At 63.1% G+C, this 24,603-nt stretch carries 27 protein-coding genes and 1 riboswitch; of the genes, 13 read left to right on the top strand and 14 right to left on the bottom strand.

Features of this window, described 5'->3' with window-relative positions; translation table 11 throughout:
* Positions 1-77: 77 nt before the first annotated feature.
* Positions 78-563: an FKBP-type peptidyl-prolyl cis-trans isomerase gene (locus tag LT40_RS20005; protein ID WP_043192958.1), complete on the bottom strand. Its 486-nt coding sequence runs from the start codon at positions 561-563 to the stop codon at positions 78-80.
* A gap of 228 nt (positions 564-791) precedes the next feature.
* Between LT40_RS20005 and pta the strand changes: the two genes are divergently transcribed.
* Together pta and LT40_RS19995 are read left to right on the top strand one after the other, a co-directional pair.
* Positions 792-2,888, top strand: coding sequence for a phosphate acetyltransferase (gene pta / locus LT40_RS20000; RefSeq protein ID WP_043192957.1), 2,097 nt, complete (start codon positions 792-794; stop codon positions 2,886-2,888).
* Between the two features lie 7 nt (positions 2,889-2,895).
* The gene (locus LT40_RS19995) at positions 2,896-3,777 is read left to right on the top strand and encodes an acyltransferase (protein ID WP_043192956.1); all 882 of its coding nucleotides are present in this window, start codon (positions 2,896-2,898) and stop codon (positions 3,775-3,777) included.
* Positions 3,778-3,834: 57 nt separating this feature from the next.
* Here the strand turns inward: LT40_RS19995 and LT40_RS19990 are convergent, their stop codons facing one another.
* The 3 genes from LT40_RS19990 to LT40_RS19980 all read right to left on the bottom strand — a co-directional run bounded on the left by LT40_RS19990 (position 3,835) and on the right by LT40_RS19980 (position 7,379).
* Positions 3,835-4,542: a YiaD family glycine zipper/OmpA-like lipoprotein gene (locus LT40_RS19990; protein ID WP_043192955.1), complete on the bottom strand. Its 708-nt coding sequence runs from the start codon at positions 4,540-4,542 to the stop codon at positions 3,835-3,837.
* 235 nt (positions 4,543-4,777) lie between these two features.
* Positions 4,778-6,652 carry a DUF1302 domain-containing protein gene (locus LT40_RS19985; RefSeq protein ID WP_043192954.1) on the bottom strand — a complete coding sequence of 625 codons (1,875 nt, stop codon included), beginning with the start codon at positions 6,650-6,652 and terminating at the stop codon, positions 4,778-4,780.
* 97 nt (positions 6,653-6,749) lie between these two features.
* The gene (locus LT40_RS19980) at positions 6,750-7,379 is read right to left on the bottom strand and encodes a LysE family translocator (protein ID WP_043192953.1); all 630 of its coding nucleotides are present in this window, start codon (positions 7,377-7,379) and stop codon (positions 6,750-6,752) included.
* Positions 7,380-7,525: 146 nt separating this feature from the next.
* On the opposite strand from LT40_RS19980, the gene LT40_RS19975 reads away from it, so the two are divergent.
* The 3 genes from LT40_RS19975 (at position 7,526) to LT40_RS19965 (ending at position 10,364) form a co-directional block, all read left to right on the top strand.
* On the top strand, positions 7,526-8,485 hold the full coding sequence (locus tag LT40_RS19975) for a 2-hydroxyacid dehydrogenase (protein WP_043192952.1): 960 nt from the start codon (positions 7,526-7,528) through the stop codon (positions 8,483-8,485).
* 48 nt (positions 8,486-8,533) lie between these two features.
* On the top strand, positions 8,534-9,529 hold the full coding sequence (locus LT40_RS19970) for a class I SAM-dependent methyltransferase (RefSeq protein ID WP_043192951.1): 996 nt from the start codon (positions 8,534-8,536) through the stop codon (positions 9,527-9,529).
* A 42-nt stretch (positions 9,530-9,571) separates the two neighbouring features.
* Positions 9,572-9,757, top strand: a riboswitch (yybP-ykoY riboswitch).
* A 22-nt stretch (positions 9,758-9,779) separates the two neighbouring features.
* Positions 9,780-10,364: a TMEM165/GDT1 family protein gene (locus LT40_RS19965; RefSeq protein WP_043192950.1), complete on the top strand. Its 585-nt coding sequence runs from the start codon at positions 9,780-9,782 to the stop codon at positions 10,362-10,364.
* Positions 10,365-10,481: 117 nt separating this feature from the next.
* Here the strand turns inward: LT40_RS19965 and LT40_RS19960 are convergent, their stop codons facing one another.
* The 4 genes from LT40_RS19960 to LT40_RS19945 form a co-directional block, all read right to left on the bottom strand.
* Complete coding sequence (locus LT40_RS19960) at positions 10,482-11,303, bottom strand: M48 family metallopeptidase (protein WP_043192949.1); 822 nt, start codon at positions 11,301-11,303, stop codon at positions 10,482-10,484.
* 114 nt (positions 11,304-11,417) lie between these two features.
* Positions 11,418-12,038 carry an SOS response-associated peptidase gene (locus LT40_RS19955; protein ID WP_043192947.1) on the bottom strand — a complete coding sequence of 207 codons (621 nt, stop codon included), beginning with the start codon at positions 12,036-12,038 and terminating at the stop codon, positions 11,418-11,420.
* Between the two features lie 21 nt (positions 12,039-12,059).
* The gene (locus tag LT40_RS19950; protein WP_043192946.1) at positions 12,060-12,320 is read right to left on the bottom strand and encodes a putative signal transducing protein; all 261 of its coding nucleotides are present in this window, start codon (positions 12,318-12,320) and stop codon (positions 12,060-12,062) included.
* Positions 12,320-12,502, bottom strand: coding sequence for a CPXCG motif-containing cysteine-rich protein (locus LT40_RS19945; RefSeq protein ID WP_043192945.1), 183 nt, complete (start codon positions 12,500-12,502; stop codon positions 12,320-12,322). Before LT40_RS19945 ends, LT40_RS19950 begins: the two co-directional genes overlap by 1 nt.
* A 130-nt stretch (positions 12,503-12,632) precedes the next feature.
* On the opposite strand from LT40_RS19945, the gene LT40_RS19940 reads away from it, so the two are divergent.
* Both LT40_RS19940 and LT40_RS19935 read left to right on the top strand, forming a co-directional pair.
* The gene (locus LT40_RS19940) at positions 12,633-13,799 is read left to right on the top strand and encodes a 1-acyl-sn-glycerol-3-phosphate acyltransferase (protein ID WP_043192944.1); all 1,167 of its coding nucleotides are present in this window, start codon (positions 12,633-12,635) and stop codon (positions 13,797-13,799) included.
* A gap of 108 nt (positions 13,800-13,907) precedes the next feature.
* Positions 13,908-14,114, top strand: a complete 207-nt coding sequence (locus LT40_RS19935; protein WP_043192943.1) for a hypothetical protein — start codon at positions 13,908-13,910, stop codon at positions 14,112-14,114.
* A 74-nt stretch (positions 14,115-14,188) separates the two neighbouring features.
* Here LT40_RS19935 and LT40_RS19930 read toward each other — a convergent pair whose 3' ends face one another.
* Complete coding sequence (locus LT40_RS19930) at positions 14,189-14,782, bottom strand: YajG family lipoprotein (RefSeq protein WP_043192942.1); 594 nt, start codon at positions 14,780-14,782, stop codon at positions 14,189-14,191.
* 170 nt (positions 14,783-14,952) lie between these two features.
* Here LT40_RS19930 and LT40_RS19925 point away from each other — a divergent pair, with 170 nt between their 5' ends.
* Positions 14,953-15,186, top strand: a complete 234-nt coding sequence (locus LT40_RS19925; protein WP_043192941.1) for a hypothetical protein — start codon at positions 14,953-14,955, stop codon at positions 15,184-15,186.
* Between the two features lie 596 nt (positions 15,187-15,782).
* Positions 15,783-17,294 carry a malate dehydrogenase (quinone) gene (gene mqo / locus LT40_RS19920; protein ID WP_043192940.1) on the top strand — a complete coding sequence of 504 codons (1,512 nt, stop codon included), beginning with the start codon at positions 15,783-15,785 and terminating at the stop codon, positions 17,292-17,294.
* A 75-nt stretch (positions 17,295-17,369) separates the two neighbouring features.
* On the opposite strand, the gene LT40_RS19915 is transcribed toward mqo, so the two are convergent.
* From LT40_RS19915 to LT40_RS19905, 3 genes are all read right to left on the bottom strand, one after another.
* A complete protein-coding gene (locus tag LT40_RS19915) occupies positions 17,370-17,657 on the bottom strand; it encodes a PA4642 family protein (RefSeq protein WP_043192939.1) in 288 nt (95 codons plus the stop codon).
* 67 nt (positions 17,658-17,724) lie between these two features.
* Positions 17,725-18,204 carry a hypothetical protein gene (locus LT40_RS19910; RefSeq protein ID WP_043192938.1) on the bottom strand — a complete coding sequence of 160 codons (480 nt, stop codon included), beginning with the start codon at positions 18,202-18,204 and terminating at the stop codon, positions 17,725-17,727.
* Positions 18,205-18,362: 158 nt separating this feature from the next.
* Positions 18,363-18,920, bottom strand: coding sequence for a hypoxanthine-guanine phosphoribosyltransferase (locus LT40_RS19905; RefSeq protein ID WP_043192937.1), 558 nt, complete (start codon positions 18,918-18,920; stop codon positions 18,363-18,365).
* Between the two features lie 173 nt (positions 18,921-19,093).
* Here LT40_RS19905 and upp point away from each other — a divergent pair, with 173 nt between their 5' ends.
* A complete protein-coding gene (gene upp / locus LT40_RS19900; RefSeq protein WP_043192936.1) occupies positions 19,094-19,732 on the top strand; it encodes a uracil phosphoribosyltransferase in 639 nt (212 codons plus the stop codon).
* A gap of 3 nt (positions 19,733-19,735) precedes the next feature.
* Complete coding sequence (locus LT40_RS19895; protein WP_043192935.1) at positions 19,736-20,998, top strand: uracil-xanthine permease family protein; 1,263 nt, start codon at positions 19,736-19,738, stop codon at positions 20,996-20,998.
* 48 nt (positions 20,999-21,046) lie between these two features.
* Here LT40_RS19895 and hemH read toward each other — a convergent pair whose 3' ends face one another.
* Both hemH and LT40_RS19885 read right to left on the bottom strand, forming a co-directional pair.
* A complete protein-coding gene (gene hemH / locus LT40_RS19890; RefSeq protein WP_043192933.1) occupies positions 21,047-22,072 on the bottom strand; it encodes a ferrochelatase in 1,026 nt (341 codons plus the stop codon).
* Between the two features lie 34 nt (positions 22,073-22,106).
* A complete protein-coding gene (locus LT40_RS19885; protein ID WP_043192932.1) occupies positions 22,107-23,009 on the bottom strand; it encodes a TIGR01777 family oxidoreductase in 903 nt (300 codons plus the stop codon).
* Between the two features lie 204 nt (positions 23,010-23,213).
* Between LT40_RS19885 and LT40_RS19880 the strand changes: the two genes are divergently transcribed.
* Together LT40_RS19880 and LT40_RS19875 are read left to right on the top strand one after the other, a co-directional pair.
* On the top strand, positions 23,214-24,260 hold the full coding sequence (locus LT40_RS19880; protein WP_084139851.1) for an NAD(P)/FAD-dependent oxidoreductase: 1,047 nt from the start codon (positions 23,214-23,216) through the stop codon (positions 24,258-24,260).
* Positions 24,257-24,481, top strand: coding sequence for a TIGR02450 family Trp-rich protein (locus tag LT40_RS19875; protein WP_043192931.1), 225 nt, complete (start codon positions 24,257-24,259; stop codon positions 24,479-24,481). The genes LT40_RS19880 and LT40_RS19875 overlap by 4 nt, the downstream gene beginning before the upstream one ends.
* Positions 24,482-24,603 lie beyond the last annotated feature (122 nt).

Here is a 24,603-nt window from a genome sequence, read left to right as displayed (position 1 = left end):
AAAAAGGGACGCGTCAGCGACGAGTCCCTTTTTTTCATTCAATCCACTTGGCGGCTTTGAAAAGCACGCCGCGCAGATCAATGGTGGTGACCACCTTCACCGTGCACGTGGCCGTGCGCGATTTCTTCCTGGCTGGCGTCGCGGATGTCGACGACCTTGACCTTGAAGTGCAGGCGCTGGCCGGCCAGCGGGTGGTTGCCGTCGACGGTGACGTCGTCGCCGTCCAGATCACGGATGGTCACGATCTGCATCTGGCCATCGGGCGCGGAAGCGTGGAACTGCATGCCCACTTCCAGTTCGTCGACGCCTTCGAACATGCTGCGCGACAAGGTGCTGACCAATTCGGCTGCGTATTCGCCGTAGGCGTCTTCAGGCTCGATGGCCACGTCCAGGTCGTCGCCGACCTGCTTACCGTCCAGCGCTTTTTCCAGACCGGGAATAATGTTGCCGGCGCCCTGCAGATAAACCAGCGGCGCGCCGCCGGCGGAACTGTCGATAACCTCACCGGCGTCGTTGGTCAGGGTGTATTCGATGGAGACAGCCTTGTTGGCGGCGATCAGCATGAGGTAAGACCTTTTGCATAAGAATGTAGAACGACCAAGTGTAACCAAGGGTTGGCTCGAAAGCGAACCCACTCGGCCAGTGGATGACTCGCTGCACTGTCCAAGCCCGTAGGGGACTGTGGCACGTGCCATGAAAGATATGACTGCCCCTGGCGCGATTCGTTTCTACTTGCGGCGTGTGGCGTGATGCTTGTAGCGTGCAGCCCAAAGCTCACCCGAGAAGCTCGCATGCAAACTTTCTTCATCGCGCCGACCGATTTCGGCGTAGGCCTGACCTCCATCAGTCTGGGGCTGGTACGTACCCTGGAACGCGCCGGCCTGAAGGTCGGCTTTCTCAAGCCCATCGCCCAGCCACACCCTGGCGACCTGGGTCCGGAACGCTCGACCGAACTGGTTGCCCGCACCCATGGCCTGCAGCCGCCCAAGCCTTTGGGCCTGGCCCATGTGGAACGCATGCTGGGCGACGGTCAGCTCGACGAGCTGCTCGAAGAGATCCTCACGCTCTACCAGCAAGCCTGCGTAGGCAACGATGTGGTCATCGTCGAAGGCATGGTGCCGACCCGCCACGCCAGTTATGCCGCCAGGGTCAATCAGCACCTGGCGAAAAGCCTGGATGCCGACGTGGTACTGGTCTCCAGCGCCGAGAACGAAGTGCTCGCCGAGCTTTCCGGCCGCGTCGAGTTGCAGGCGCAGCTGTTCGGTGGCCCGCGCGATCCGAAGGTGCTGGGCGTGATCCTCAACAAGGTGCGCACCGATGAAGGCATGGACGTGTTCGCCGCGCGCCTCAAGGAGCACTCGCCCCTGCTGCGCGGTGGTGACTTTCGCCTGCTCGGCTGCATCCCCTACCAGGCCGACCTGAATGCGCCACGCACGCGTGATGTGGCCGAGTTGCTCGGTGCCCAAGTGATCAACGCCGGCGACTACGAGCAGCGGCGCATGACCAAGATCATCATCTGTGCGCGGACCGTGCTCAATACCGTGCAGTTGCTCAAGCCGGGGGTTCTGGTCGTGACCCCGGGCGACCGTGACGACATCATCCTGGCGGTGAGCCTGGCCGCCATGAACGGCATGCCCCTGGCCGGGTTGCTGCTGACCAGCGACACCCTGCCCGACCCGCGCATCCTCGAACTGTGCCGGGGAGCGCTGCAGGCCGGCCTGCCGGTGCTGTCGGTGAGCACCGGTTCCTACGACACCGCCACGCGTCTGAACCAGTTGAACAAGGAAATCCCCATCGATGACCGCGAGCGCGCGGAGATCATCACCGATTTCGTCGCCGGTCACCTGGATGCCCAGTGGCTGCACCAGCGCTGCGGCACGCCGCGCGAGTTGCGCCTGTCGCCGGCCGTGTTCCGCTATCAACTGATTCAGCGCGCCCAGCAGGCCGACAAGCGCATCGTCCTGCCCGAAGGCCACGACCCCCTGACCATCCAGGCAGCGGCCATCTGCCAGACCCGTGGCATTGCCCGCTGCGTGTTGCTGGCCAAGCCGGCCGAGGTGCAGGCGGTGGCCAGTGCCCAGGGCATCGAGCTGCCCGAGGGGCTGGAGATACTCGATCCCGACCTGATTCGTGGTCGCTACGTGGAGCCGATGGTGGCGCTGCGCAAGAGCAAGAGCCTCAACGCGCCCATGGCCGAACAGCAGCTGGAAGACAACGTGGTGATCGGCACCATGATGCTGGCGCTCGATGAAGTGGACGGCCTGGTTTCGGGCATCATTCACTCCACCGCCAACACCATCCGCCCCGCCTTGCAGTTGATCAAGACCGCGCCGGGCTGCAGCCTGGTGTCCTCGGTGTTCTTCATGCTGTTTCCCGACCAGGTGCTGGTGTATGGCGACTGCGTGATGAACCCTCATCCGAGTGCCGCCGAACTGGCGGAAATCGCCCTGCAAAGCGCCGACTCTGCCGAAGCCTTCGGGATTGCCGCGCGGGTGGCGATGATCAGTTATTCGAGCGGCAACTCGGCCAGTGGCGAAGAAGTCGAGAAAGTGCGCGAGGCTACCCAGCTGGCACAGGAGATCCAGCGCGACCTGCTGATCGACGGTCCGTTGCAGTACGACGCGGCTGCCAACGAAAACGTGGCGCGCCAACTGGCCCCGGACAGCCGCGTCGCCGGCCGTGCGACGGTGTTCGTGTTCCCCGATCTGAACACCGGCAACACCACCTACAAGGCGGTCCAGCGCAGCGCCGATTGCGTCAGCCTGGGGCCGATGCTGCAAGGGCTGCGCAAACCGGTCAACGACCTGCCTCGGGGTGCCCAGGTCGACGACATCGTCTACACCATTGCCCTGACCGCCATCCAGGCCAACCGCGCCATCGACCTCTAGGAAAACCATCGTGCGAATTCTCACCGGGCTGTGCGCCGCGCTGCTGCTGGCCCTGAACACCGTCGTCTGCTGCACGCCGCTGTTCGTCGTCAGCCTGATCAAGCTGTGCTTGCCGTTCGCCGCGGCGCAACGGCTGACCGACGAACTGATGCGCCATATCCACGAAGCCTGGATCAGCAACAACAAGGCCTGGATGAACCTGCTCGGCGGCATCCACTGGAAGGTCGAAGGCCTGCAGGGGCTGGACTACCAACACTCCTACCTGGTGACCAGCAACCATCAGAGCTGGGTCGATATCCTGGTGCTGCAATACGTGCTCAACCGACGCATTCGGCCGCTGAAGTTTTTCCTCAAGCGCGAGCTCATCTGGGTGCCGATCATCGGCCTGGCCTGGTGGGCGCTGGGCTTTCCGTTCATGAAACGCTACTCCAAGGCCTACCTGGCCAAGCATCCGGAAAAGAAAGGCGAAGACCTGCTTACCACTCGCCGTGCCTGCGCCAAGTTTCGCGGCAAGCCGACCGCCATCTTCAATTTCGCCGAAGGCACTCGCTTCACCCAAGCCAAGCACGCCGCCCAGGCATCACCGTTTCGCCATCTGCTCAAGCCCAAGGCCGGTGGCATTGCCTTCGTCCTCGACGCCATGGGCGAGCAATTGCAATCGATGGTCAATGTGACGATTTTCTACCCACAGGGCGCGCCCGGTTTCTGGGACCTGCTGTGCGGCCGGGTCGGCGAGATTCATGTGCTGTTCGAGGAACTGCCGATTCCTGCGCAGTTCATCGGCCACAGCTATGACCAGGACGAGGCCTATCGTGCGCTGTTCCAGACGTGGGTGAATACCTTGTGGACGCAGAAGGACGCAACGCTGGCGCGGCTCGAGGCCGACTGACCGCCCACAAAAAATCCCGCTGCCAGAGCGGGATTTTTCCAACCCTTGCAGTGATTGCTACTGCTGGGCTGGCTGCGAGTACTGCTGGCCTGGAATCGGCTTGAGGTTGACCTCGACGCGGCGGTTCTGGGCACGGCCATTGGCGTCGGCGTTGCTGGCGATCGGCTGGTCGGGGCCTGCGCCGCGTACCGACAGGCGCGAGCCGTCGACGCCTTGGGACGTCAGGTAATTGCTGACCGCCTGGGCGCGCTGCAGCGACAGGTCCATGTTGTGCTGGCGGCTGCCGGTGCTGTCGGTGTAGCCGACGATCTCGATGTTGTTCTCGTTGAACTGCTTGAACGAATTGCCCAGGTTGTTCAGCGGGCTGTAGAAGCTGCTGGAAATGTTCGACGAGTCGGTGGCGAACGTGATGTTACCCGGCATGATCAGCTTGATCTGGTCGCCCTGGCGCTGCACTTCCACACCGGTGTTGGCCATGCTTTCACGCAGCGCAGCTTCCTGACGGTCGGCATAGTAGCCATAGCCGGCCGAAGCGGCACCGGCCACGGCAGCGCCGATCAGCGCGCCTTTGCCACGGTTGTTGTGGTCGATGGCAGCGCCGGCCACGGCACCGGCCAGTGCACCGAGCCCGCCATACTTGGCCGTTTTGCTGATGCCCGACGAACCCTGGGCCTGGCCCTGGTTTTCATACGGATTCTGCGACGCACACCCGGACAACAGGGCGATGGCAGCGGCGGCAGTGATCAAGCGACGCGAGGTAAACATGGCAACTCCTACTACAAGGCGGAAATTTGAGACGGACATCTGCGTGACGAAAATGCGGCGGCGGGTCGTGGACCTCAGACTCACTTGGAGGGCCAAAACCGGGAAAGATTCCCCGTTGCGCCGCAGGCGGCTTGCGCTGCACACGCGTGTGCCATTCTGACACGAGCCTGCCAGCCAGGCACGTTGACGGCACACGTCCGGTTGTTTGATCAGCCTCCAGACAGGGAAAAGCGGCTCAGAACTTCACGCCAAAGCCGAGTGCAAGAAAGTCGCGATCATCCACCGTGGTGTACTTGCCGTCGAAGAAGTTGGTGTACGACAGGCTCGCCGTGTAGGTGCTCTGGTACTCGGCATCGATCCCGAGGCTGACCGCCTTGCGGCCTTCCTCGAAGTTGCCGCCGGGGCCGGGCGAATACCCGGACACATCGTGCGACCAGGCCACACTGGGCCGCAGGTTGACTCCGGCGAAGACGTTGTTGTAATCCCAGATGGCGCGAGCGCGATAGCCCCATGACGTGCTGGTGGTGAAACCGCCATCGGTGCAATTGCGCGAGCGGTTGCTGGTCGAGGTGCCCGGCCCTGCCGCAGCGAGGGTGCCGCTGTTGAGAATGGCCGCGCAGGTGTCCAGGCCACCGGTGGCGGGCAAGGCGCCGGGGCCGAAGACTGCGTCGCGCCCGTAGCGGGCGCGCGACGAGCTCTCCAGGCCGCCGACATGGGTAACCCCGACCTCGCCCACCACCGTCAATCGGTCCGCGCCCATGACCTGATCGAAGAAATGCGTCAGGGTGGTCTGCAGCTGGGTGATTTCCTTGCGGCGGTAGCCTTTCAGGTCCTCGCCGGGCGTACCGTCGAGCAGCGATGCATTGCCGTAGGCGCCACCCAGCGGACGTACACCGGCCAGGAGAACGTCCGTGGTGTTGAGCTGCACCGGTGCGTTGGGGCGATAGCTGACCTCGCCACTCCAGGCGGTGCCGGTGGGTAGCGTGGTGGAAAAGCTCAGCCCGTAGAGGCGGATGTCTTCGGGGTAGTCATAGAAGTAGCTGGAATCGCCAGCCACCAGCGAAGGTCCCAGCGCCCCGGCGCGTGCCGCCGCTGCATAGGTCGCGGCGGATGCGCCACTGGCGCTGAACACTGGCGAGCGACTGTGGTAGTTCATGAAGTAGGCACCGAACTCGGTGCCCAACGGGTCGTAGTTGTAGTGCAGCGCGACGCCGAACTGGCCACCATCGCGCGCATCGCGGTCCCCACTGCGGCGCACCAGCACGCCTTCTTCATTCACGTCCACACCGGCCGCGGTGAGCGCTGGCAGGGCAGCCGGCGGCAGGCCCGAGCGCTTGCCCAGCACGCGCAGGTTGTCGCTGCAGCCGTCGGCGGCGATGTCGGTCTGCGCAAAGAACGTCCCGCAGTTGTCGGAAACCGTCTGGTCCCATTCCAGTTGATAGAAGGCCTCGGCCGAAAGATTGTCGGTCAGGCTCTGGGAGACGTAGAACAGATTGACCGGGACCAGCCCTTCCTTGATCTCCACACCAGGTCGCCGGAAGGCCGAGACGTCGATCGGATTGAGCGCATTGATACCGTTCTGGATGAAGGTGCCCTCGCCCCAACTGACCACTTGCTTGCCCAGGCGAACGGCGCCCGGCTGCTCGGCAATGGCGTAGTTGTGGTAGACGAACGCATCGAGAATCTGCCCGCCGGAAGACTGCGCGGCCTGCTTGCGATGGCTGTCATCGATGTCCTTGAAGCGGCGGCCTTCGTCCTTGAGTTCGAAGTCGTACCAGTACTTGCCGCGGATGAACACGCCACTGTCGCCGTACTTCAGTTCCAGGCCGTGCAGGCCCGTGAAGACCTTGGAAAAGGTTTCACCTTTGCTGAAATTCAGGCGACCGTCGTCGCCGGTCTGCGACAGGCCCGACCCACCATTGTTGACGCCGATCAGGTGGCGATTCGCGCCGGCGGTGGACCAACGGCTGTCGACCGACAACGAGGAATCGAACTGCCCTTCGATTTCGCCGATGTTGAAACTGACGGCAAGCGCCGGGCCGGCAAGCGTCGCCAAACCAACTGCCAGGGATAATCTGGCCCGGCGACAGGGCACCTGTACTGAATTCATCGACGCTGTTCCATGTTCATTGGGGTGCTGGCAAGAGGCGCTGCGCGGTCATTATAACCGGCCAACAGCGATAGCCGGCGCGGGTGGCCGGCCGCTTTCAGCGTATTTCGCTCAGGGCGATCTTCACCCCCAGCGCCACCAGGACCACCCCCATGGCTCGGTCGAACCAATGCCCCATACGGGCAAAGCCTTCGCGAACCCGGCGCTGGCTGAACAACATGGCCACCAGGCAGAACCACAGCGCCGTGGCCAACGCCAGGTACACCCCGTAACCGGCCTGAACCGGCAGTGGCGTGTGCGGGCTGATCACCACGGTGAACAGGGACAGAAAGAACAAGGTGGCCTTGGGGTTCAGGCCATTGGTCATGAACCCGGCTACGTAGGCGCCCTTGGCCGTGCGCTGGACGGGCACCGTGCTGCTGGTGGGCTCGCCGACAGGTGCGGGCTTGGCGCGCAGGGCCTTGAAGCCGATGTACAGCAGGTACGCGGCAGCGGCCCATTTCAAGGCGTTGAACAGCACGATGGACTGGGACACGATCAAGCCGATCCCCAGCAATGAATAGCCCACGTGCACGAAGATCGCCGTGCCCACACCCAGCGCGGTCCACAGGCCGGCCTGACGACCATGGCTGACGCTCTCGCGCACGACCACCGCGAAGTCCGGACCGGGGCTGGCCACTGCCAGCAGATGGATGAAGGCGACGGTGAGAAATTCGGTCCAGTACATGACAGCAGGCTCCAGGCGCGGTGGTTGCAAACGCGGTGATTGCTCAAAACGGCCATCGACGCTACCGCACGCGGGCAGCCCGGGCCACAAGATTTTCATCCAGCAGCTATGGTAGAACATCCATAACCACTTCAAGAGGTTCACCCATGCCCGCTACCCGTGCCGCCTTCCTCGACTACAGCTCCCTGGACCTGGGTGACCTGGACCCCTCCGCGCTCAAGGCGTGCTTCGAAGACCTGCAGTTCTACCCCAGCACGACACCTGAGCAACTACCCGAGCGTTTGCGCGGCCTGAACGTGGTCATCAGCAACAAGATCGCCCTGGACGCCGCGACCCTGCAGGCCTGCCCTGACCTGAAGCTGGTAATGGTGTCGGCCACCGGCACCAACAACGTCGACCTCGAGGCCGCGCGCAAGCTGGGTATCACCGTGTGCAACTGCCAAGGCTACGGCACCCCCTCGGTGGCGCAACACACGCTGATGCTGTTGCTGGCACTGGCAACGCGACTGCCTGACTACCAGCAGGCCATTGCGGCCGGCAAATGGCAGCGGGCCAAGCAGTTCTGCCTGCTGGATTTCCCCATCGTCGAACTGGAAGGCAAGACCCTCGGCCTGCTGGGCCATGGCGAACTGGGCGGCGCAGTCGCCAAGCTTGCCGAAGCTTTCGGCATGCGCGTGCTGCTGGGGCAGATTCCCGGTCGTCCCGACCGTGCCGATCGCTTGCCGCTGCACGAACTGCTGCCGCAGGTCGATGCCCTGACCTTGCACTGCCCGCTCAACGAGCACACGCGGGACATGATCGGCGCGCCGGAACTGGCCCTGCTCAAGCCCAGCGCCTTCGTGGTCAACACCGCACGCGGCGGCATGATCAACGAACAAGCGCTGGCCGATGCCCTGCGCCGCGGCCACCTGGGCGGTGCAGCGACCGACGTGCTCAGCGTGGAACCGCCGGTGGACGGCAACCCGCTGCTGGCCGACGACATCCCGCGCCTGATCATCACCCCGCACAGCGCCTGGGGCAGTGTCGAGGCACGTCAGCGGATCATTGGCCAACTGGCGGAAAACGCCACGGCCTTCTTCGCCGGCCAGCCCATCCGCAGCGTCTGACAAGGGCCGCGGTCTGTTAGAATCCGCGCTTTTGCCAGGAGCCCTCCCATGGACCCGCGCAGTGAAGTGCTGCTTCGTCAGGCCAATCTGTTTCAAGGCCAGCTGTTGCTGGCCGGGCTGCCGGCCGACGACCTCTTCGGCCAGTTGCCGAACGCCGCCGGCTGGTGCTGGCACGCAGGCGATCAGGCGGCGTTGGAGGCACGCTTCGAAGGCCGCAGCCATTTCGGGGTGAACGTTCCTGAAACTCTGTTCGAGGGCGCGGTTCTGTTCCTGCCCAAGTCCCGTGACCTGACCAGCTATCTGCTCAATGCCCTGGCCGCTCGCTTGCAAGGCCGCGAGCTATACCTGGTGGGCGAGAAGCGTGGCGGCATCGAGGGTGCGGCGAAGCTGCTGCATGGTTTCGGCAAGCCGCGCAAGCTGGACAGCGCACGCCATTGTCAGCTGTGGCAGGTGACGGTCGAACAGGCGCCACAGGCCGTGGAGCTGGAAAGCCTGGCCCAGCGTTATCAGCTCGAGATCGCCGGCGAGCCGTTGACCGTGGTCAGCCTGCCGGGTGTGTTCAGCCATGGCCGGCTGGACCGCGGCACCGAGCTGCTGCTCGAACACATCGACGGCCTGCCCCGCGGCCATCTGCTGGATTTCGGCTGCGGTGCCGGCGTGGTCGGCGCCAGTCTCAAGCGCCGCTACCCGGACAACCAGGTGACCATGCTCGATGTCGACGCTTTCGCTACGGCCAGCAGTCGCTTGACCCTGGCGGCCAACGGCCTGGAGGCGTGCGTCATCACCGGCGACGGTATCGACGCCGCGCCGCTGCATCTGGACGCGATCATCAGCAATCCACCGTTCCACGCAGGCGTGCACACCAACTACCATGCCGCTGAAAACTTGCTGGAAAAATCCAGCCAACATCTGAAAAAAGGTGGCGAACTGCGCTTGGTTGCCAACAGCTTCCTACGCTACCAGCCGCTGATCGAAGGGGCTTTCGGGCGTTGCCAGACGCTGTCCGAAGGCCGCGGTTTCAAGATTTATCGAGCCGTCAAATAGCGAAATATTTTCTTGCCCTATCGTGATCGCCTAGGCAGAATCCGCTCCGTCCTAGGGGAGTAGTCTCCCGCGAGCGCCAGCTCGCAAGGCACGCGTCAACATACTTGGCCCTCAGGCCATGGCGCGTGCGACCCAGCGGCCGCACAGACGGCCCAGGTTTGACAAGACCTATGACACGCACACCTTACCCGGGGCGGGGAGGCTGTTCGTGTCATAGCCGTGTCGACCCGCCCCCATAGGAACGCTCCTGATGTTGGAATCCCTGCTTGTCCCTACCGGGCTGGTGGCCTTGGCCGAAATTGGCGACAAGACCCAGTTGCTCGCGCTGATCCTTGCGGCGCGCTTTCGCAAGCCCTGGCCGATCATCGCAGGCATCGTCGCTGCAACCCTGGCCAACCATGCGGCAGCCGGCGCAGTGGGTGCCTGGTTCAGCAGCTTCTTCTCGGACGCCGCATTGCACTGGATTCTCGCCGCAAGCTTTGCCGCCACCGCGCTGTGGACCTTGATACCGGACAAGATCGACGACGACGAGGCCAACACCGCTCGCCGCTACGGGCCGTTCATGACCACGCTGATTGCGTTCTTCATTGCCGAGATCGGCGACAAGACCCAGGTCGCGACGGTGATGCTGGCAGCGCAGTATCCGCATCTGCTGATGGTCATCATCGGCACCACGCTGGGCATGCTGATTGCCAACGTGCCGGTGGTGCTGGCGGGTAATTTCGCGGCCGACAAGCTGCCCTTGACGCTGATCCGCCGATTGGCCTCGGGGGCGTTTTTCATCCTGGCGTTCGTCGCCGTTTATCAGGCGATGAAGGTGAGCGGCTGGGTTTAGGCGTCAAGATCGGTGATACGGCTTTCGCGGCCGCTGACCGCTCCCACGAGGGATGTCCTCACACGGACCAATCAATGTGGGAGCGGTCAGCGGCCGCGAATCAGGCGCCGCGGTGTATCAGGACTTCTTCGCCTGCTCATACAACGGCATGACTTTCGGGATCGCCGCCTGCAATGACGATATCCGGCTCGCCGACGCCGGGTGGGTGCTCATGAATTCCGGTGGCGAGTTACTGCCTGCCGCCGCGGTCATCTTGTTCCACAGGGTAATGGCGGCGTTGGGGTCGAATCCCGCGCGCGCCGACAGCTCCAGCCCGAACAGGTCGGCTTCGTTCTCGTTGCCGCGGCTGTTGGGCAAGGTCAGGCTGTAATTGACCACGGTGTCGGCCAGTTTCAGGCTGTCTTCGCCAAGGCCCAGCAAGGCCCCTGCGCCGTTGCGCGCCATCTGGATGCCATAGGCCTTGGACATCGCTTCGCGACCGTGCTCGCGCAGGGCGTGGGCAATTTCATGGCCCATCACGGCGGCGATTTCGTCGTCGCTCAGCTTCAGTTTGTCGATCAGGCCGGTGTAGACGATGATCTTGCCACCGGGACCGCAGTTGGCGTTGAGTTCGTCGCTCTTGATCAGGTTCACTTCCCACTGCCACTGCGCCGAATCCGGCCGCAGCTTGGGGGCCTGGGCGATCAGTCGATCGGCGATCGCCTGCACGCGCTTGGCCTCGGCGCTGGTCTTGTCGAGCACGCCCTTGCCACTGGCCTCGGTCAAGGTCTGCTGGTAGGACTGTGCGTACATCTTGTTCACCTCTTCGGTGGACAACATGCTGAACATGTATTGCTTGCGATCGACACCCACGGCGCCGGAGCTAGTGGTGTTGACGGCCTGACAACCGGCCAGCAGGACGCTGACGGCCAAGGTGGCCGGAATGAAGAACTTGCCCATTGGGACTCTCCTGGGAAACTTGCCGGTATCCTACACGGTGCATATCCACCACGACACACCCCCGTGGGAGCGGTCAGTGGCCGCGAAAAGAGCGACGCGGTCTTTGGGTGGCCATCACGCCGGGGTGAGGCACTCCGGGGCATTGAGTTTGGGGTCGTTGACCAGGTTCGCCAGGGGGCGTTCGCGCAGCGCGGCCTGGGGCGCGGCCAGCAGCGACTGCAGGATGGCCATAGGCGTTTCCGGGTCCAGCCAGGACGCCTGGCCTGCGGCATCGAGGATCAACGGCCGACGCTGGCTCATGGCTGGCTGGGTCACCACCGCCGTGCTCAACCACACCTGCTCCTGCACCGGATAGGCCTCCCAGATACCCGCGAAAAACAGCGACGAACCCTCTCCCGGCGTCAGCCAGAACGGCCGCTTGCGCACATTGCCCCGCCACTCGTAGAAACCGTTGGCCGGAATCAGGCAGCGGCGCAAGCGCAGGGCTTCACGAAACATCGGCTGCTCGGCCACTGTCTCGGCACGCGCGTGGGCCGGGGTACGCGACAGGTCGGTCAACCACGGCGGGGTCAGCCCCCAGCGTGCCTTGGCCAGGGTCGAGCGCTCACCTTCGCGGCGCTGGATCAGCACCGAATCACCCGGCGATATGTTCCACTGCGCCTGCTGACCCTGGGGAAAGCCCTCCTGCGCAGCGAAACCGGGCGACCAGCGAAACAAGGCAAAACGTCCACACATCAGAAAAAACTCTTGAGGGGCCTAGCACAGCAGAACCCCGGGAAAACTGTCGGGCTCGTCGCCCGACACTGGCAGCGCGGCATTGTACTCACCGATCAGCTGCCGTGCGTAATCGGCCTGCTCGTCGGCCACCAACAGGCCCAGCAGGCCCATGGCGGGCAGGTCGCCCATGCCGCCGACCAGATCCCGGCCCGTCAGGTGGGCACCCACTCCTTCGTTCTCCAACATGCCCAGGAGCATCTGCGCCTCGAGCAGGCTGGCAGGTTCGTAGATGCGCTGCATCACTCGTTCTCGCTGCGCACGTCCACCGACCAGTCTTCGCCATCGGTTTGCAAGGCGAACACGATGGGCCGACAGCACACCGGACAGTCTTCTATATAGTCCTGATCGCCAGCGGACAGGTCGAGCACCGCCTCGACGGGCTCGCCGCAATAGGGGCAATCGTACTCATGGGTTTCCAGCATCACGGCCTCCACGGCTCACTTGTGCGTATAATCGCCACTCTGTTTGCAGGCCGTTGGCTACATGGGCCCCTACCCTTTGCCCACAACCTTGCGCCTGTACCTTTACCTTAGCCGTTTCCAACAAGAGAGCATGATGGGCGAATTCGATGCCATCCGACCGTACGACGACGCCGAAGTACCTGCCGTTCTGGCACGGTTGCTCAGCGACCCGGCATTCCTGGATATCCTCACCCACTTCCGCTTCCCGCGTCAGGCCAAGACCTTTGGCTGGCTGCTCAAGCCACTGATCGCGCGGCGTCTGCGTCGCGAGTTCAAGGATGTCACCAACGTGGCGACCTTGCAGGACAAGGTCGAGTTCTACGTCGACCACACCATCGACCGCGCCACGGACGGTGTGACCTACACCGGCGTCGAGCAGTTCAAGTCCGGCAGCGCGTATCTGTTCCTGGCCAACCATCGCGATATCGTCATGGACCCCGCGTTCGTCAACTACGCGGTGTATCACGCCGGGCTGCCGACGCCGCGCATCGCCATTGGCGACAACCTGCTGCAGAAACCTTTCGTCAGCGACCTGATGCGCCTGAACAAAAGCTTCATCGTCCATCGCTCACTGGTTGGGCGCCGCGAAAAGCTGGCGTCCTATCAGCTGCTTTCCGCCTACATCAACCACTCGATCCGCCACGACTGCGCCTCGATCTGGATTGCCCAGGCCGAAGGTCGCGCCAAGGACGGGGATGACCGTACCGATTCGGCGATCCTCAAGATGTTCCACATGAGCCGCAAGGACGAGCCCTTCGGTGAAACGATCAAGGCGCTGAACCTGACACCGGTGTCGATCAGCTACGAATACGACCCCTGCGACCAGGCCAAGGCACGCGAGTTGTACATCCGCGCCACCAAGGGTGCCTACAACAAGGCGCCCGGCGAAGACGACGTGAGCATTGCCCAGGGCATCACCGGCTACAAGGGCCGCGTGCACATCAACTTTGCCCCGCCCATCACCGAGCTGTTCGAAGACACCAAGCAGCTGGCCATCGAAATCGACCGGCAGATCCTGGGCGGCTATCGCCTGTTTCCGGTGCACTACCTGGCCTACGCGCAATGGGCAGACGCCGATCCCGAGCTGCAGGTGCCTGCGGCCGCCGACGTGTTTCCTGCCGCCGAGCTGGAAAAAGCCCGTGCCGAATGGCTGCGACGGCTGCGTGAATGCCCAGTGGAGCAGCGGCCGTTCCTGGTCCTGCAATATGCCACTCCGGTGCGCAACCAGTACCGAGTCAAGGCGGGGCTGTCGCTCTAGGCCAACCCGCACCAGGGGCGTAACGCGACGGTCATGCGTCCGTCACGCCCCTTTCACACAAACCAGGCATCGTGTTGCACCCTTACTCAACACGCTTTGGATGCCGTCATGCTGCACGCCCTGAATCAGGATCGCCTCTACCACATTGCCGCCAGCGACGAGCAGGAAGCCCTGATCGACGCCCTGGCGTTCAATGTCCAGGATCGACAGTGGCTGGTGTATTGCGCGCTGGGCGGTCATCAGCACGGCGACTGGCCCGAGCTGGACCTGGGCACCGGCATCAGCCTGCTCGATTTCCACATGCGCGCCGCTTGACTTCAGTTCCTGAAACCTGGTCCCACGAAAAAGCCCGCGATGAACGCGGGCTTTTTCATGCCTGGCCGACGCTGTCAGAAGTTGCGCTGGGACAGGGTCTGGCCGATGGTGGCGTCCTTGAACACACGGGTCAGCGCATCGCTCAACACATCGCTGACCAGCTTGGTGTTGGTTTCCTGGTTCGGAGCCATGCCGAAGCGCTGGTTCAGCGAGGCGCCATAGCGGCCGCTGTAGTGACGACCACCGTTGGTGACGTCGGCCTTGAAGGTGGCGCCGATGTTGGCCTCGGTGACGTACATCTTGTCCTTGGGCGACTGATACTTGAGTTCGGCCAGGGTGATGGTCAGCGTGGGTGCGCTGCCGTTGTTGCCGGTGGGCGTGAAGCCCAGCAGGCGCACGGCTGCTTCGGCCTGGGCCTGCAGCTTGGGCAATACGTCGTTGGCGGCGACGCTGACCGCACTGGTTTCCGGGTACAGGCCACCGCGGGTGCCCAGGGTCGGCGAAGGCCGGCCATCGACGACGCGCACGGCCACTGCCTGGCCCTGGCCGACGGCGGCGAACTGCGAGGTCAGGCGCGGCTGCGGGCTGAGTTGTTGCGGGCTGTTGGCACAACCGACCAACGTCAGACTGGTCACAGCGATCATAGCGAACAACAGGCGGTGCAACATGCGCATCTCTCCGGCAACGGGCAGTGGATAAGTCGGGAGTATAGCGGGGCCTGCGGGCAATGGACCAGCCATGAAACAGCCGCGAGTGACGGCGGCGCGGTCCGTGTCATCAGCTTGTCACCGTCGCTGGGCAGTATTGCCTTCACAGTCCACCGCACGGAGAAACGCTCATGGGTTTTCTCAAGTCTCTGTTCCGGGCTAGCCAGCCCTACCGCTGCTACGTCGCGCTCGACGGGCAAGGCCTGTGCCGTGCCTTCAAGCAATGCCAGCAGGCGCCCGTGGGTGAGGGTTGGGTCGAGGTTGGCGATATTCGCCCACAATGGTTGGGCCAGCCATTGCCCGCCCATGCCCGTGTCAGCTCCCGTACCACGGGGGCTGGCGGGATTCGGGTCGTGCATGCCTGACTGCCCGGTCACCAAAAGCCTGTAAATAACGATCAACTCGCCGCGTTTCATCGCTATAATCTTCCCCCGATTATAAGGACGTCTCCTGATCGGGCCTCGCAGCACCGCCAACGCACTCGTCTTGGCCTCCGCACCGCCCACAGAGAGCCGCCCACGCAGGTCACGCGCTGGCGTTTCCATTTGCTCGCGCCCCCTGCCGCTGCCGATTGTCCTAGCAGCCTTCTTGAGGTTCACGACTCCAAAAGAGCGTAAAATAAACGGGTTTCACAACTTCACAAGAGTGTGGCGAGCAAATGAAAAGTCTTGGATCTGTACCAGCACTATCTGCGTCCCGAACAGCCCAACGAGGAAGGATCGAACGCTTCGCATGAAGGGTTCCGGTCGCTGAGCGTCCGTATCGACCCGGTTTCCATCAACCTTGGTCCTATGGCGTTGGCGGGCCGAACGTGAGTTCATGGGCACTGCCCGCGAGCTTGTCGGCACAGGCCATTTCAGCGATGCAATTGCGAAGATTCGGACATGGCGACCCAGGCCTGCATAGATGTACCAGGGTCACATGCTGTCAATGGGTGCTGAAGATTTTGGAGACGCGTTAAATGGCGCAAAACGAAGCAGTCGACGTGGTATTGGTAGGGGCTGGCATCATGAGTGCCACCCTGGCCGTACTGCTCAAGGAACTCGACCCGGCATTGAAGCTGGAAGTCGTCGAGCTCATGGACTCCGGTGCCGCGGAAAGCTCCAACCCGTGGAACAACGCCGGGACCGGCCATGCCGGCCTGTGTGAGCTCAATTACACGCCGCAAGCCGCCGATGGCTCCATCGACATCAAGAAAGCCGTGCAGATCAACACCCAGTTCGAGGTGTCCAAACAGTTCTGGGCCTACCTGAGCAAGAAGAGCAGTTTCGGCTCGGCGCGCTCGTTCATCAGCCCGGTGCCGCACCTGAGCTATGTCGAAGGTGACAAGGGCGTGGCCTTCCTCAAGAAGCGCTATGAACTGCTCAAGGCCCACCACGCCTTCGCGGACATGGAATACACCGAAGACAAGACGAAGATGGCCGAGTGGATGCCACTGATGATGCCCGGGCGGCCCGCCGACCAGCACATCAGCGCCACCCGTGTAATGGGCGGCACCGACGTCAATTTCGGCGCCCTGACCAACAAGCTGCTGGCCCATCTTTCCAGCGCACCTGGCGCGCAGGTCAAGTATTGCAAGAAAGTCACCGGCCTTGAGCGCAAGGGCAGCGGCTGGACGGTTACCGTCAAGGACGTCAACAGCGGCACCACCCGCGAGATCGATGCCAAGTTCGTGTTCCTGGGCGCAGGCGGCGCTGCATTGCCGCTGCTGCAGATGTCCGGTATCGAGGAAGGCAAGGGCTTCGGCGGTTTCCCGGTGAGCGGCCAGTGGCTGCGCTGCGACAATCCCGAGGTGGTCAAGCGGCACCAGGCCAAGGTCTACAGCCAGGCCGCGGTGGGCTCGCCGCCCATGTCCGTGCCGCACCTGGACACCCGCGTGGTGGATGGCAACAAGTCGCTGCTGTTCGGGCCGTATGCCGGCTTCACCACCAAGTTCCTCAAGCATGGCTCGTTCCTCGACCTGCCGCTGTCGGTGCGCGCGGCCAACATCGGCCCGATGCTGGCCGTGGCACGGGACAACATGGACCTGACCAAGTACCTGATGAGCGAGGTGCGCCAGTCCATGGAGCAGCGTCTGGATTCGTTGCGGCGCTTCTACCCCGAGGCCCGGGCCGAGGATTGGCGCCTGGAAGTGGCTGGCCAGCGCGTGCAGATCATCAAGAAAGATGCGAAGAAAGGTGGGGTGCTGCAATTCGGTACCGAGCTGGTGTCGGCGGCCGATGGCTCGCTGGCGGCGTTGCTGGGTGCATCTCCTGGCGCCTCGGTGACCGTGTCGATCATGCTCGACCTGCTGGAACGCTGCTTCCCCGAGCAGACCCGCTCACCGGCCTGGGCGACCAAGCTGGCGGAGATCTTCCCGGCACGCGAAAAAGTGCTGGCGGTGGATGCCGAGGTTTATCGTCGTGTCAGCCATGACAGCGACGTGGCGCTCGAGCTCACCGAGAAAGCTGACGGCGTGCAGTATTACGCCTGAGTGCCGCGGTGTGCCTGCCGGCACACCGCGTTGGGCGCCGACGCGGCTTGCGCTGCTGCTACACGGGATCGTGCGTCAGGCTTGGGCCTGCTGGATCAGGTCGATGTATTCAGGGGCGTTGCGCTGGTCACGAATCAACGCGATGAAATCGTTGCCGTGTTCGTCCTTGCCGTCGAACGCGTAGCCCGCCTCCTTGAAGAACACCAGAAAGCGTGCAAAGTCATCGACACGCAAACCACGGTACGCCTTGATCAACTTGTGCAGCGACGGCGAGGTGGCATCGACCGGTTCGAAATTCAGGAACAGCTTGATCTGCTCATCGCCGATCTCGTCGCCAATCAATTGCTTCTTGTCTTTACGCATTACCGACTCCACTGGCTATCACGGTCATTCACGGGGCAGGCAGTCTACCTTCGGCATGGCCACTGGCTCAACGCGCACGTACGCTGCCGGTGTGCAGATCGGCCCAGACATGCCCATTGGAATAGCTGAGGAATTGTACGTAGACGGTATCGTTGCGCAGCAGGTCGAGCAGGATCCGGTACTGGCTCAGCGGATAGGTCAGGGCCAGGGTGCCGCTGGCCGCATCGAAGGCTGGACGCTTCAGGCTTTTGCTTTCACCGTCGAAGGTGATCAACACTTCGGCCAGCTTCGCATCCTTGCTCAGGGCCTTGCCCTTCAAACGCAACAGCATGGGCGCGGTCACCGGTATGGGCTGCTGGTTGGAAAGCCGCTGGTTGCCCATCACCACGGAGTAGCTGGTCACCTGCAGCAGTTGCTGTTGCGGATCACCCACGCGCAGGGCCTGTTCATCCGGCGGCAGGAATTGTTCGTGCAGGGGGCCAGGCGCCGGCGCGGCGACCAGCGTCAGGCACGTCAGCAAGGCAATGGCAGCAACGATCAGGCGCATGGGCGGCTCCTTGGGAAAGAGCCGCAGACTTTAGCATGTTGCGTGGGGTTCGAATCCGTGGCGCGGCGGGACGCGGCTTGCGCCGCTGCTACAGGGGATCGCGGTGTTTCTGTAGCAGCGGCGCGAGCCGCGTCGGCGGTGCATGAGGTGCCGCAGCTTTACATGCCTTTGACGGCAAAGATGCCAGCGGCATTACGCCAGTAACCCTTGTAATCCATACCGTAGCCAAAGATGTAGCGGTCGATGCACGGCAAGCCCACGAAATCGGCCTTGAGGTCCGGGCTGGCCTTGCGGTCGTGGTCCTTGTCGATCAGCACCGCCGTGTGCACGGCACGCGCACCGGCATGCTTGCAGAAGTCGATGATGGCGCTGAGCGTATGGCCTTCGTCGAGAATGTCATCGATGATCAGCACGTCGCGGTCGATGAAGGAGATTTCCGGCTTGGCCTTCCAGAACAGGTCGCCACCGCGCGTTTCATTGCGATAGCGCGTAGCGTGCAGGTACGACGCCTCCAGCGGGAAATTCAGGTGGGTCAGCAGTTTGCCAGAGAAGATCAGCCCGCCGTTCATCACGCAGAACACCACCGGATTGCGTTCGGCCAGTTCAGCGTTGATCTGCGCGCCGACCTTGGCGATGGCGGCCTCGACCTGGGCTTCTGTATACAGGCAGTCGGCCTCTCGCATGACTTGACGGATGTGCTCGAGATCAGCGGACATGACGCTCTCCAAGGGGGGCGGTGGAAGAAAAGCGGGCAAAGGTACGCACACACCCGGCACGAATCAAGCACAATCCAAGGTTTCATGTACTAACGTGCAGCATGTCTATAGGACACCTCGATACAATAGATTAATCTACCGCCGTTTTTTTGCCCGTTCGGAGCCTTTCCCCCATGCCTATCCGTGAGATCCGCCACCCGCTGATCCGCCACAAGCTCGGCCTCATGCGCCGTGCCGACATCAGCACCAAGAACTTCCGCGAGCTTGCCCAGGAAGTCGGAGCCCTGCTCACCTACGAGGCTACCAAGGATCTGCCCCTGGAAAACTACGAGATCCCCGGCTGGGCCGGCCCGGTGCAGGTCGAGAAGATCGCCGGCAAGAAAATCACCGTGGTGCCCATCCTGCGCGCTGGCATCGGCATGCTCGACGGCGTGCTCAGCCTGATTCCAGGCGCCAAGGTCAGCGCCGTGGGCGTTGCGCGTAACGAAGACACCCTCGAAGCGCACACCTACCTGGAAAAGCTGGTACCCGAGATCGACGAGCGCCTGGCGATGATCATCGACCCGATGCTGGCCACCGGCAGCTCCATGGTTGCCACGATCGACCTGCTGAAGAAGGCCGGCTGCAAGGAAATCCGCGCCATGGTGCTGGTGGCTGCGCCCGAGGGCATCGCCGCCGTGGAGAAGGCGCATCCCGACGTGCAGATCTACACCGCCTCGATCGATGAACGTCTGAACGAACACGGCTATATCATCCCCGGGCTGGGCGACGCCGGCGACAAGATCTTCGGCACCAAGCAGAAGGACGCCTGACCCATGCAGGACGAGTTCAACGACCCGCTCTGGCGGCAGGTGCTCTCTGGCGCGCAGATGCTCTTCGTAGCGTTCGGCGCGCTGGTGCTGATGCCGCTGATCACCGGCCTGGACCCCAACGTGGCGCTGTTCACCGCGGGCCTGGGCACGCTGCTGTTCCAACTGGTGACGGGTCGTCAGGTGCCGGTATTCCTGGCATCGAGCTTTGCCTTCATCACGCCGATCATTCTTGCCAAGGGCCAGTTCGGCCTGGCAGAAACGATGGGCGGGATCATGGCCGCCGGATTCGTCTACACCTTTCTCGGGCTGGCGGTGAAGATCAAGGGTACCGGCTTCATCGACCGCCTGCTGCCGCCGGTGGTGATCGGCCCGGTGGTCATCTCCATCGGCCTGGCGATGGCGCCGATTGCCGCCAACATGGCGATGGGCAAGAACGGCGATGGCAGCGAGCTGATTCCCTACGCCACGGCCATGTGGATCTCGATGCCAGCGTTGCTGACCACCATCGTGGTCGCGGTGTTCGGCAAGGGCATCTTTCGCCTGGTACCGATCATCGCCGGGGTGCTGGTCGGCTTCGGCATGTCGTTCGCGTTCGGCGTGGTCGACACGGCCAAGATCGCTGCGGCTTCCTGGCTAGCGCTGCCGCACTTCACCGCGCCGGCGTTCAACTGGCAGGCCATCCTGTTCATCGTTCCGGTGGCCCTGGCGCCGGCCATCGAGCATATCGGTGGGGTGATCGCCGTGGGCAGCGTGACCGGACGTGACTACCTGAAGAAACCCGGCCTGCACCGTACCCTGCTCGGCGACGGCATCGCCACGACCGCCGCTGGCCTGTTCGGCGGACCGCCCAACACCACCTACGCGGAAGTCACCGGCGCGGTCATGTTGACCAAGAACTACAACCCCAAGATCATGACCTGGGCCTCGATCTTTGCGATCAGCCTGGCCTTCGTGGGCAAGTTCGGCGCGCTGTTGCAGAGCATTCCGGTGCCAGTGATGGGCGGTATCCTGTGCCTGCTGTTCGGCTCCATCGCCGCCGTGGGCCTGAATACCATGATTCGCCACAAGGTCGACATGGCCGAGGCGCGCAACCTGGTGATCGTCTCGGTGACATTGGTGTTCGGTATCGGCGGCGTGCTGGTCGGCACTGGGACCGGGCCTGACGACTTCGGCCTCAAAGGCATTGCCCTGTGCGCCGTGGTGGCGATTGCCTTGAACCTGCTGTTGCCAGGGCACGGCGACTGGAAAAAGGACGCACAAGCCTGATGTCCGCAGGGAGCGTCGCAGCGGCGCTCCCTGCTTTCCGATCCACCGTTACAGCATCAACGGCGCCCGCTCGCACAGGGTGTTCAACGCTTCACCCCATTGCGGGTGATCGTTCAGGCACGGCACCAGCACCAGTTCCTCGCCGCCCGCCTCGCAGAACTGCTCGCGACCGCGGTCGCCGATCTCCTCCAGCGTCTCGATGCAATCGGCAACGAACGCAGGGCACATGACCAACAGCTTTTTCACCCCTTGCTTGGCCAGTTCATCGAGGCGTGCCTCGGTGTACGGCTCGATCCACTTGGCCCGGCCCAGGCGCGACTGAAACGACACCGACCAACTGCCCTCGGCCAGCCCCATGCGCTCGGCGAAGGCACTGGCCGTACGCAGGCACTGGGCGCGATAGCAGACGGCAAGCACTTCGGGCGGGGCATTCTGGCAGCAGTCGGCGGTGCGCAGGCAGTGGCTGCCGGTAGGGTCGATCTTGGTCAGGTGCCGCTCGGGCAAGCCGTGAAAACTCATCAACAGATGGTCATGGGGTTGCGCCAGGTAGGGCTTGGCGCTGGCTACCAGTGCGTCCAGGTACTCAGGCTGGTCATAGAACGGTTGCAGCACGCTGAACTGCATGGACAGCTTGCGCTCGCGCACCACCTTGCGGGCCTGCTCGATCACCGTGGTCACGGTGCTCTGGGCGAACTGTGGATAGAGCGGTGCCAGAGTGACTTTTTGCACCCCCTGCCCAGCCAGGCGCGACAGCGCCGTGTCCAGCGAAGGTTCGCCATAGCGCATGGCGACTTCCACCGGGCCATGGCGCCACTGCTCGGTCATGATCGCCTGCAAACGTCGGGTCAGCACCACCAGTGGCGAGCCCTCGTCCCACCAGATCGAGGCATAGGCATGTGCCGATTGCTCCGGGCGCTTGATCAGGATCAGCGAAACGATAAGACGCCGCACCGGCCACGGCACGTCGATGACATAGGGGTCCATCAGGAACTGGTTGAGATAGCTACGTACATCGGCGACCTGGGTCGATGCGGGCGACCCCAGGTTGACCAGCAGCAGGGCGTGATCGGTCATGCAGCGTCCTATTTCCAGATTCTGTGGTTAGAGCTCAAAGCCGCCGAGACAGTTCGGTCAGGGCAGCAGACAGTTCGCGGTAGCGAAAGTTGAAACCTGCAGCCTGCAAAGCCACCGGGCGTGCACGCTGGCCGCCGAGCAACAGACCCGACAGCTCGCCCAGCCCCGCTTTGAGCAGCAGCGACGGCAGCGGCAGGAAAGCGGGTCGATGCAGCGCGTGCCCTAATTGCCGAGCGAACTCGCGGTTGCGCACCGGCTCTGGCGCGCAGGCATTATAGGGACCGCGGCACTGGGTCTGGTGCAAGAGAAAATCAATCAGGGCGATTTGATCGTCGATGTGAACCCACGGCATCCACTGCCGGCCACTGCCGATCGGCCCTCCCAGCCCCAGTTTGAAGGGCAGCGTCAGGCGCTTGAGAAAGCCACCCTGGCTGGCCAGCACCAGCCCAGTGCGCACCAGCACCACGCGGATACCCAGCGCTTCGGCGCGCAGGGCGGTTTCTTCCCAGGCGATGCACAGGTGGCTGGCGAAGTCCTCCTTGACCGGTTGCGAAGTCTCGCTCAGTTCACGCTCGCCACCGTCGCCATACCAGCCGACCGCCGAGCCCGAAATCAACACTTCAGGCCGTTGCGTGCGGCTTTCCAGCCAAGCCAGCAAACCCTCGGTGAGGGTGATCCGGCTGCTCCACAACAGCGCCCGGCGGCGTGCCGTCCAGGGTCGATCGGCAATCGGCGCGCCGGCCAGATTGACCACGGCGTCCACGGTTTCGTCGCCGACTTCCTCGAGCTGCGCGACACCGCGCACACTGGCCCCGCACAGCTGTTTGACCTGGCCTGGTTGGCGACTGAGCACCGTCAGCCGATGCCCCTGCCCTACCCAGTGCTGGCAAAGCTTGCGGCCGATGAGTCCGGTGCCGCCGGTCAGCAATATGTGCATAAGGTTTCTCCAATGTGGCGTTGCGTCTGCAGCGCTAGTCTATTTACAGGAGAGAGGCACTTTCCACTGTCATGGCTCTCTCATGAACCATAGGACACCTGAGCGAAAAGGATCCCGTTAACTTATACTTATTAAGACTTTTGTACAGGTTTGTTTTCAGAACACACGTGTGCATAGCGCTTACGAAGCTGTTACGAGGGCACTATGAGTTTATTAGCTGCGAGTTCATCTGCTGGAAGTTTATCTGCTGCGAGTTCACCTGCTGCGACTGCCCCCATCGCAATCATCGGCACCGGTATAGCGGGGCTCTCGGCCGCCCAGGCGCTGCGCAAGGCCGGCCAGGCCGTGCATCTTTTCGACAAGGCGCGCGGTGTCGGTGGCCGCATGTCCAGCAAGCGCAGCGACGTAGGCTCCATCGATCTGGGTGCTCAGTACTTCACTGCCCGCGACCGACGCTTCGTGGCGCAAGTGCAGCAGTGGCAGGCCGAGGGTTGCGTACAGCCGTGGTCGCCTTCGCTGTACAACGCCAAGCAGGGTCGTCTCAGTCCATCTCCCGACGAGCAGGTCCGCTGGGTCGGTGCGCCACGCATGAGTGCGATTGCCAAAGCCATGGCGCTCGACCTGCCTGCAGTTTTTTCCTGCCGGATCGCCGAAGTGTTCAAGGGCGAGGAATTCTGGGAACTGCTGGATGCCGAAGGCACCAGCCACGGACCGTTCAGCCATGTCGTGCTCGCCGTGCCGGCCCCCCAGGCCACTGCGCTACTGGCCAGCGCGCCCAAGCTCGCCACCCAGGTAGCCGGGGTCAAGATGGACCCGACATGGTCGGTCGCATTGAGCTTCGACACGCCGCTGGACACCCCGATGCAGGGCTGTTTCGTGCAGGACAGCCCACTGGACTGGCTGGCGCGAAGTGGCAGCAAGCCAGGCCGCGACGACAGCCCCGACACCTGGGTGCTGCACGCCACCAGCGCGTGGAGCAAGCAGCACATCGACCTGTCCCGCGAGGCGGTGATCGAACAGTTGCATGGCGCCTTCGCCGAACTGGTGAGTTGCCCAATGCCTGCGCCAAGCTTCAGCCTGGCCCATCGCTGGCTTTACGCACGCCCCGCCCAGCCCCATGAGTGGGGCGCGCTGGCCGATCCCGACCTGGGCTTGTACGTGTGCGGCGACTGGTGCCTGTCCGGCCGCGTCGAAGGCGCATGGCTCAGCGGCCAGGAAGCGGCACGGCGCTTGCTCGAGCACTTGCAATGAACGACCGGCACCGGCTCAATCCGCGCAAGCTGTTGCTGTCGAAATGGACCGCCGTGCGTCCGCTCAACCGGGAAAAGCATTTCCTGGTCAGCGAAGTCTTCTGCGATGACGAAGGTGTGGTGCTGGAGGTCGAGTTGCAGGCGGTCCTCACGCACCGCGTCGAACGCCTGCCTTGGCAAGCCCTGCAGGACATGCAGACCTGGAAGATGGGCTGGCAGTGATCAACCGCACGACCTGGGGTTTGCCAAATAGCTGTGCAAAGAATTTGCATTGTACAAATCCAGACTTATGATGAAACTATGCTGTACAGCGTTGTCAGTATGTACAGGTTTCAGAAGAGGTC

Source organism: Pseudomonas rhizosphaerae, assembly GCF_000761155.1.
GTDB lineage: Bacteria > Pseudomonadota > Gammaproteobacteria > Pseudomonadales > Pseudomonadaceae > Aquipseudomonas > Aquipseudomonas rhizosphaerae.
This window is presented reverse-complemented; position numbering and strand designations above follow the sequence as displayed.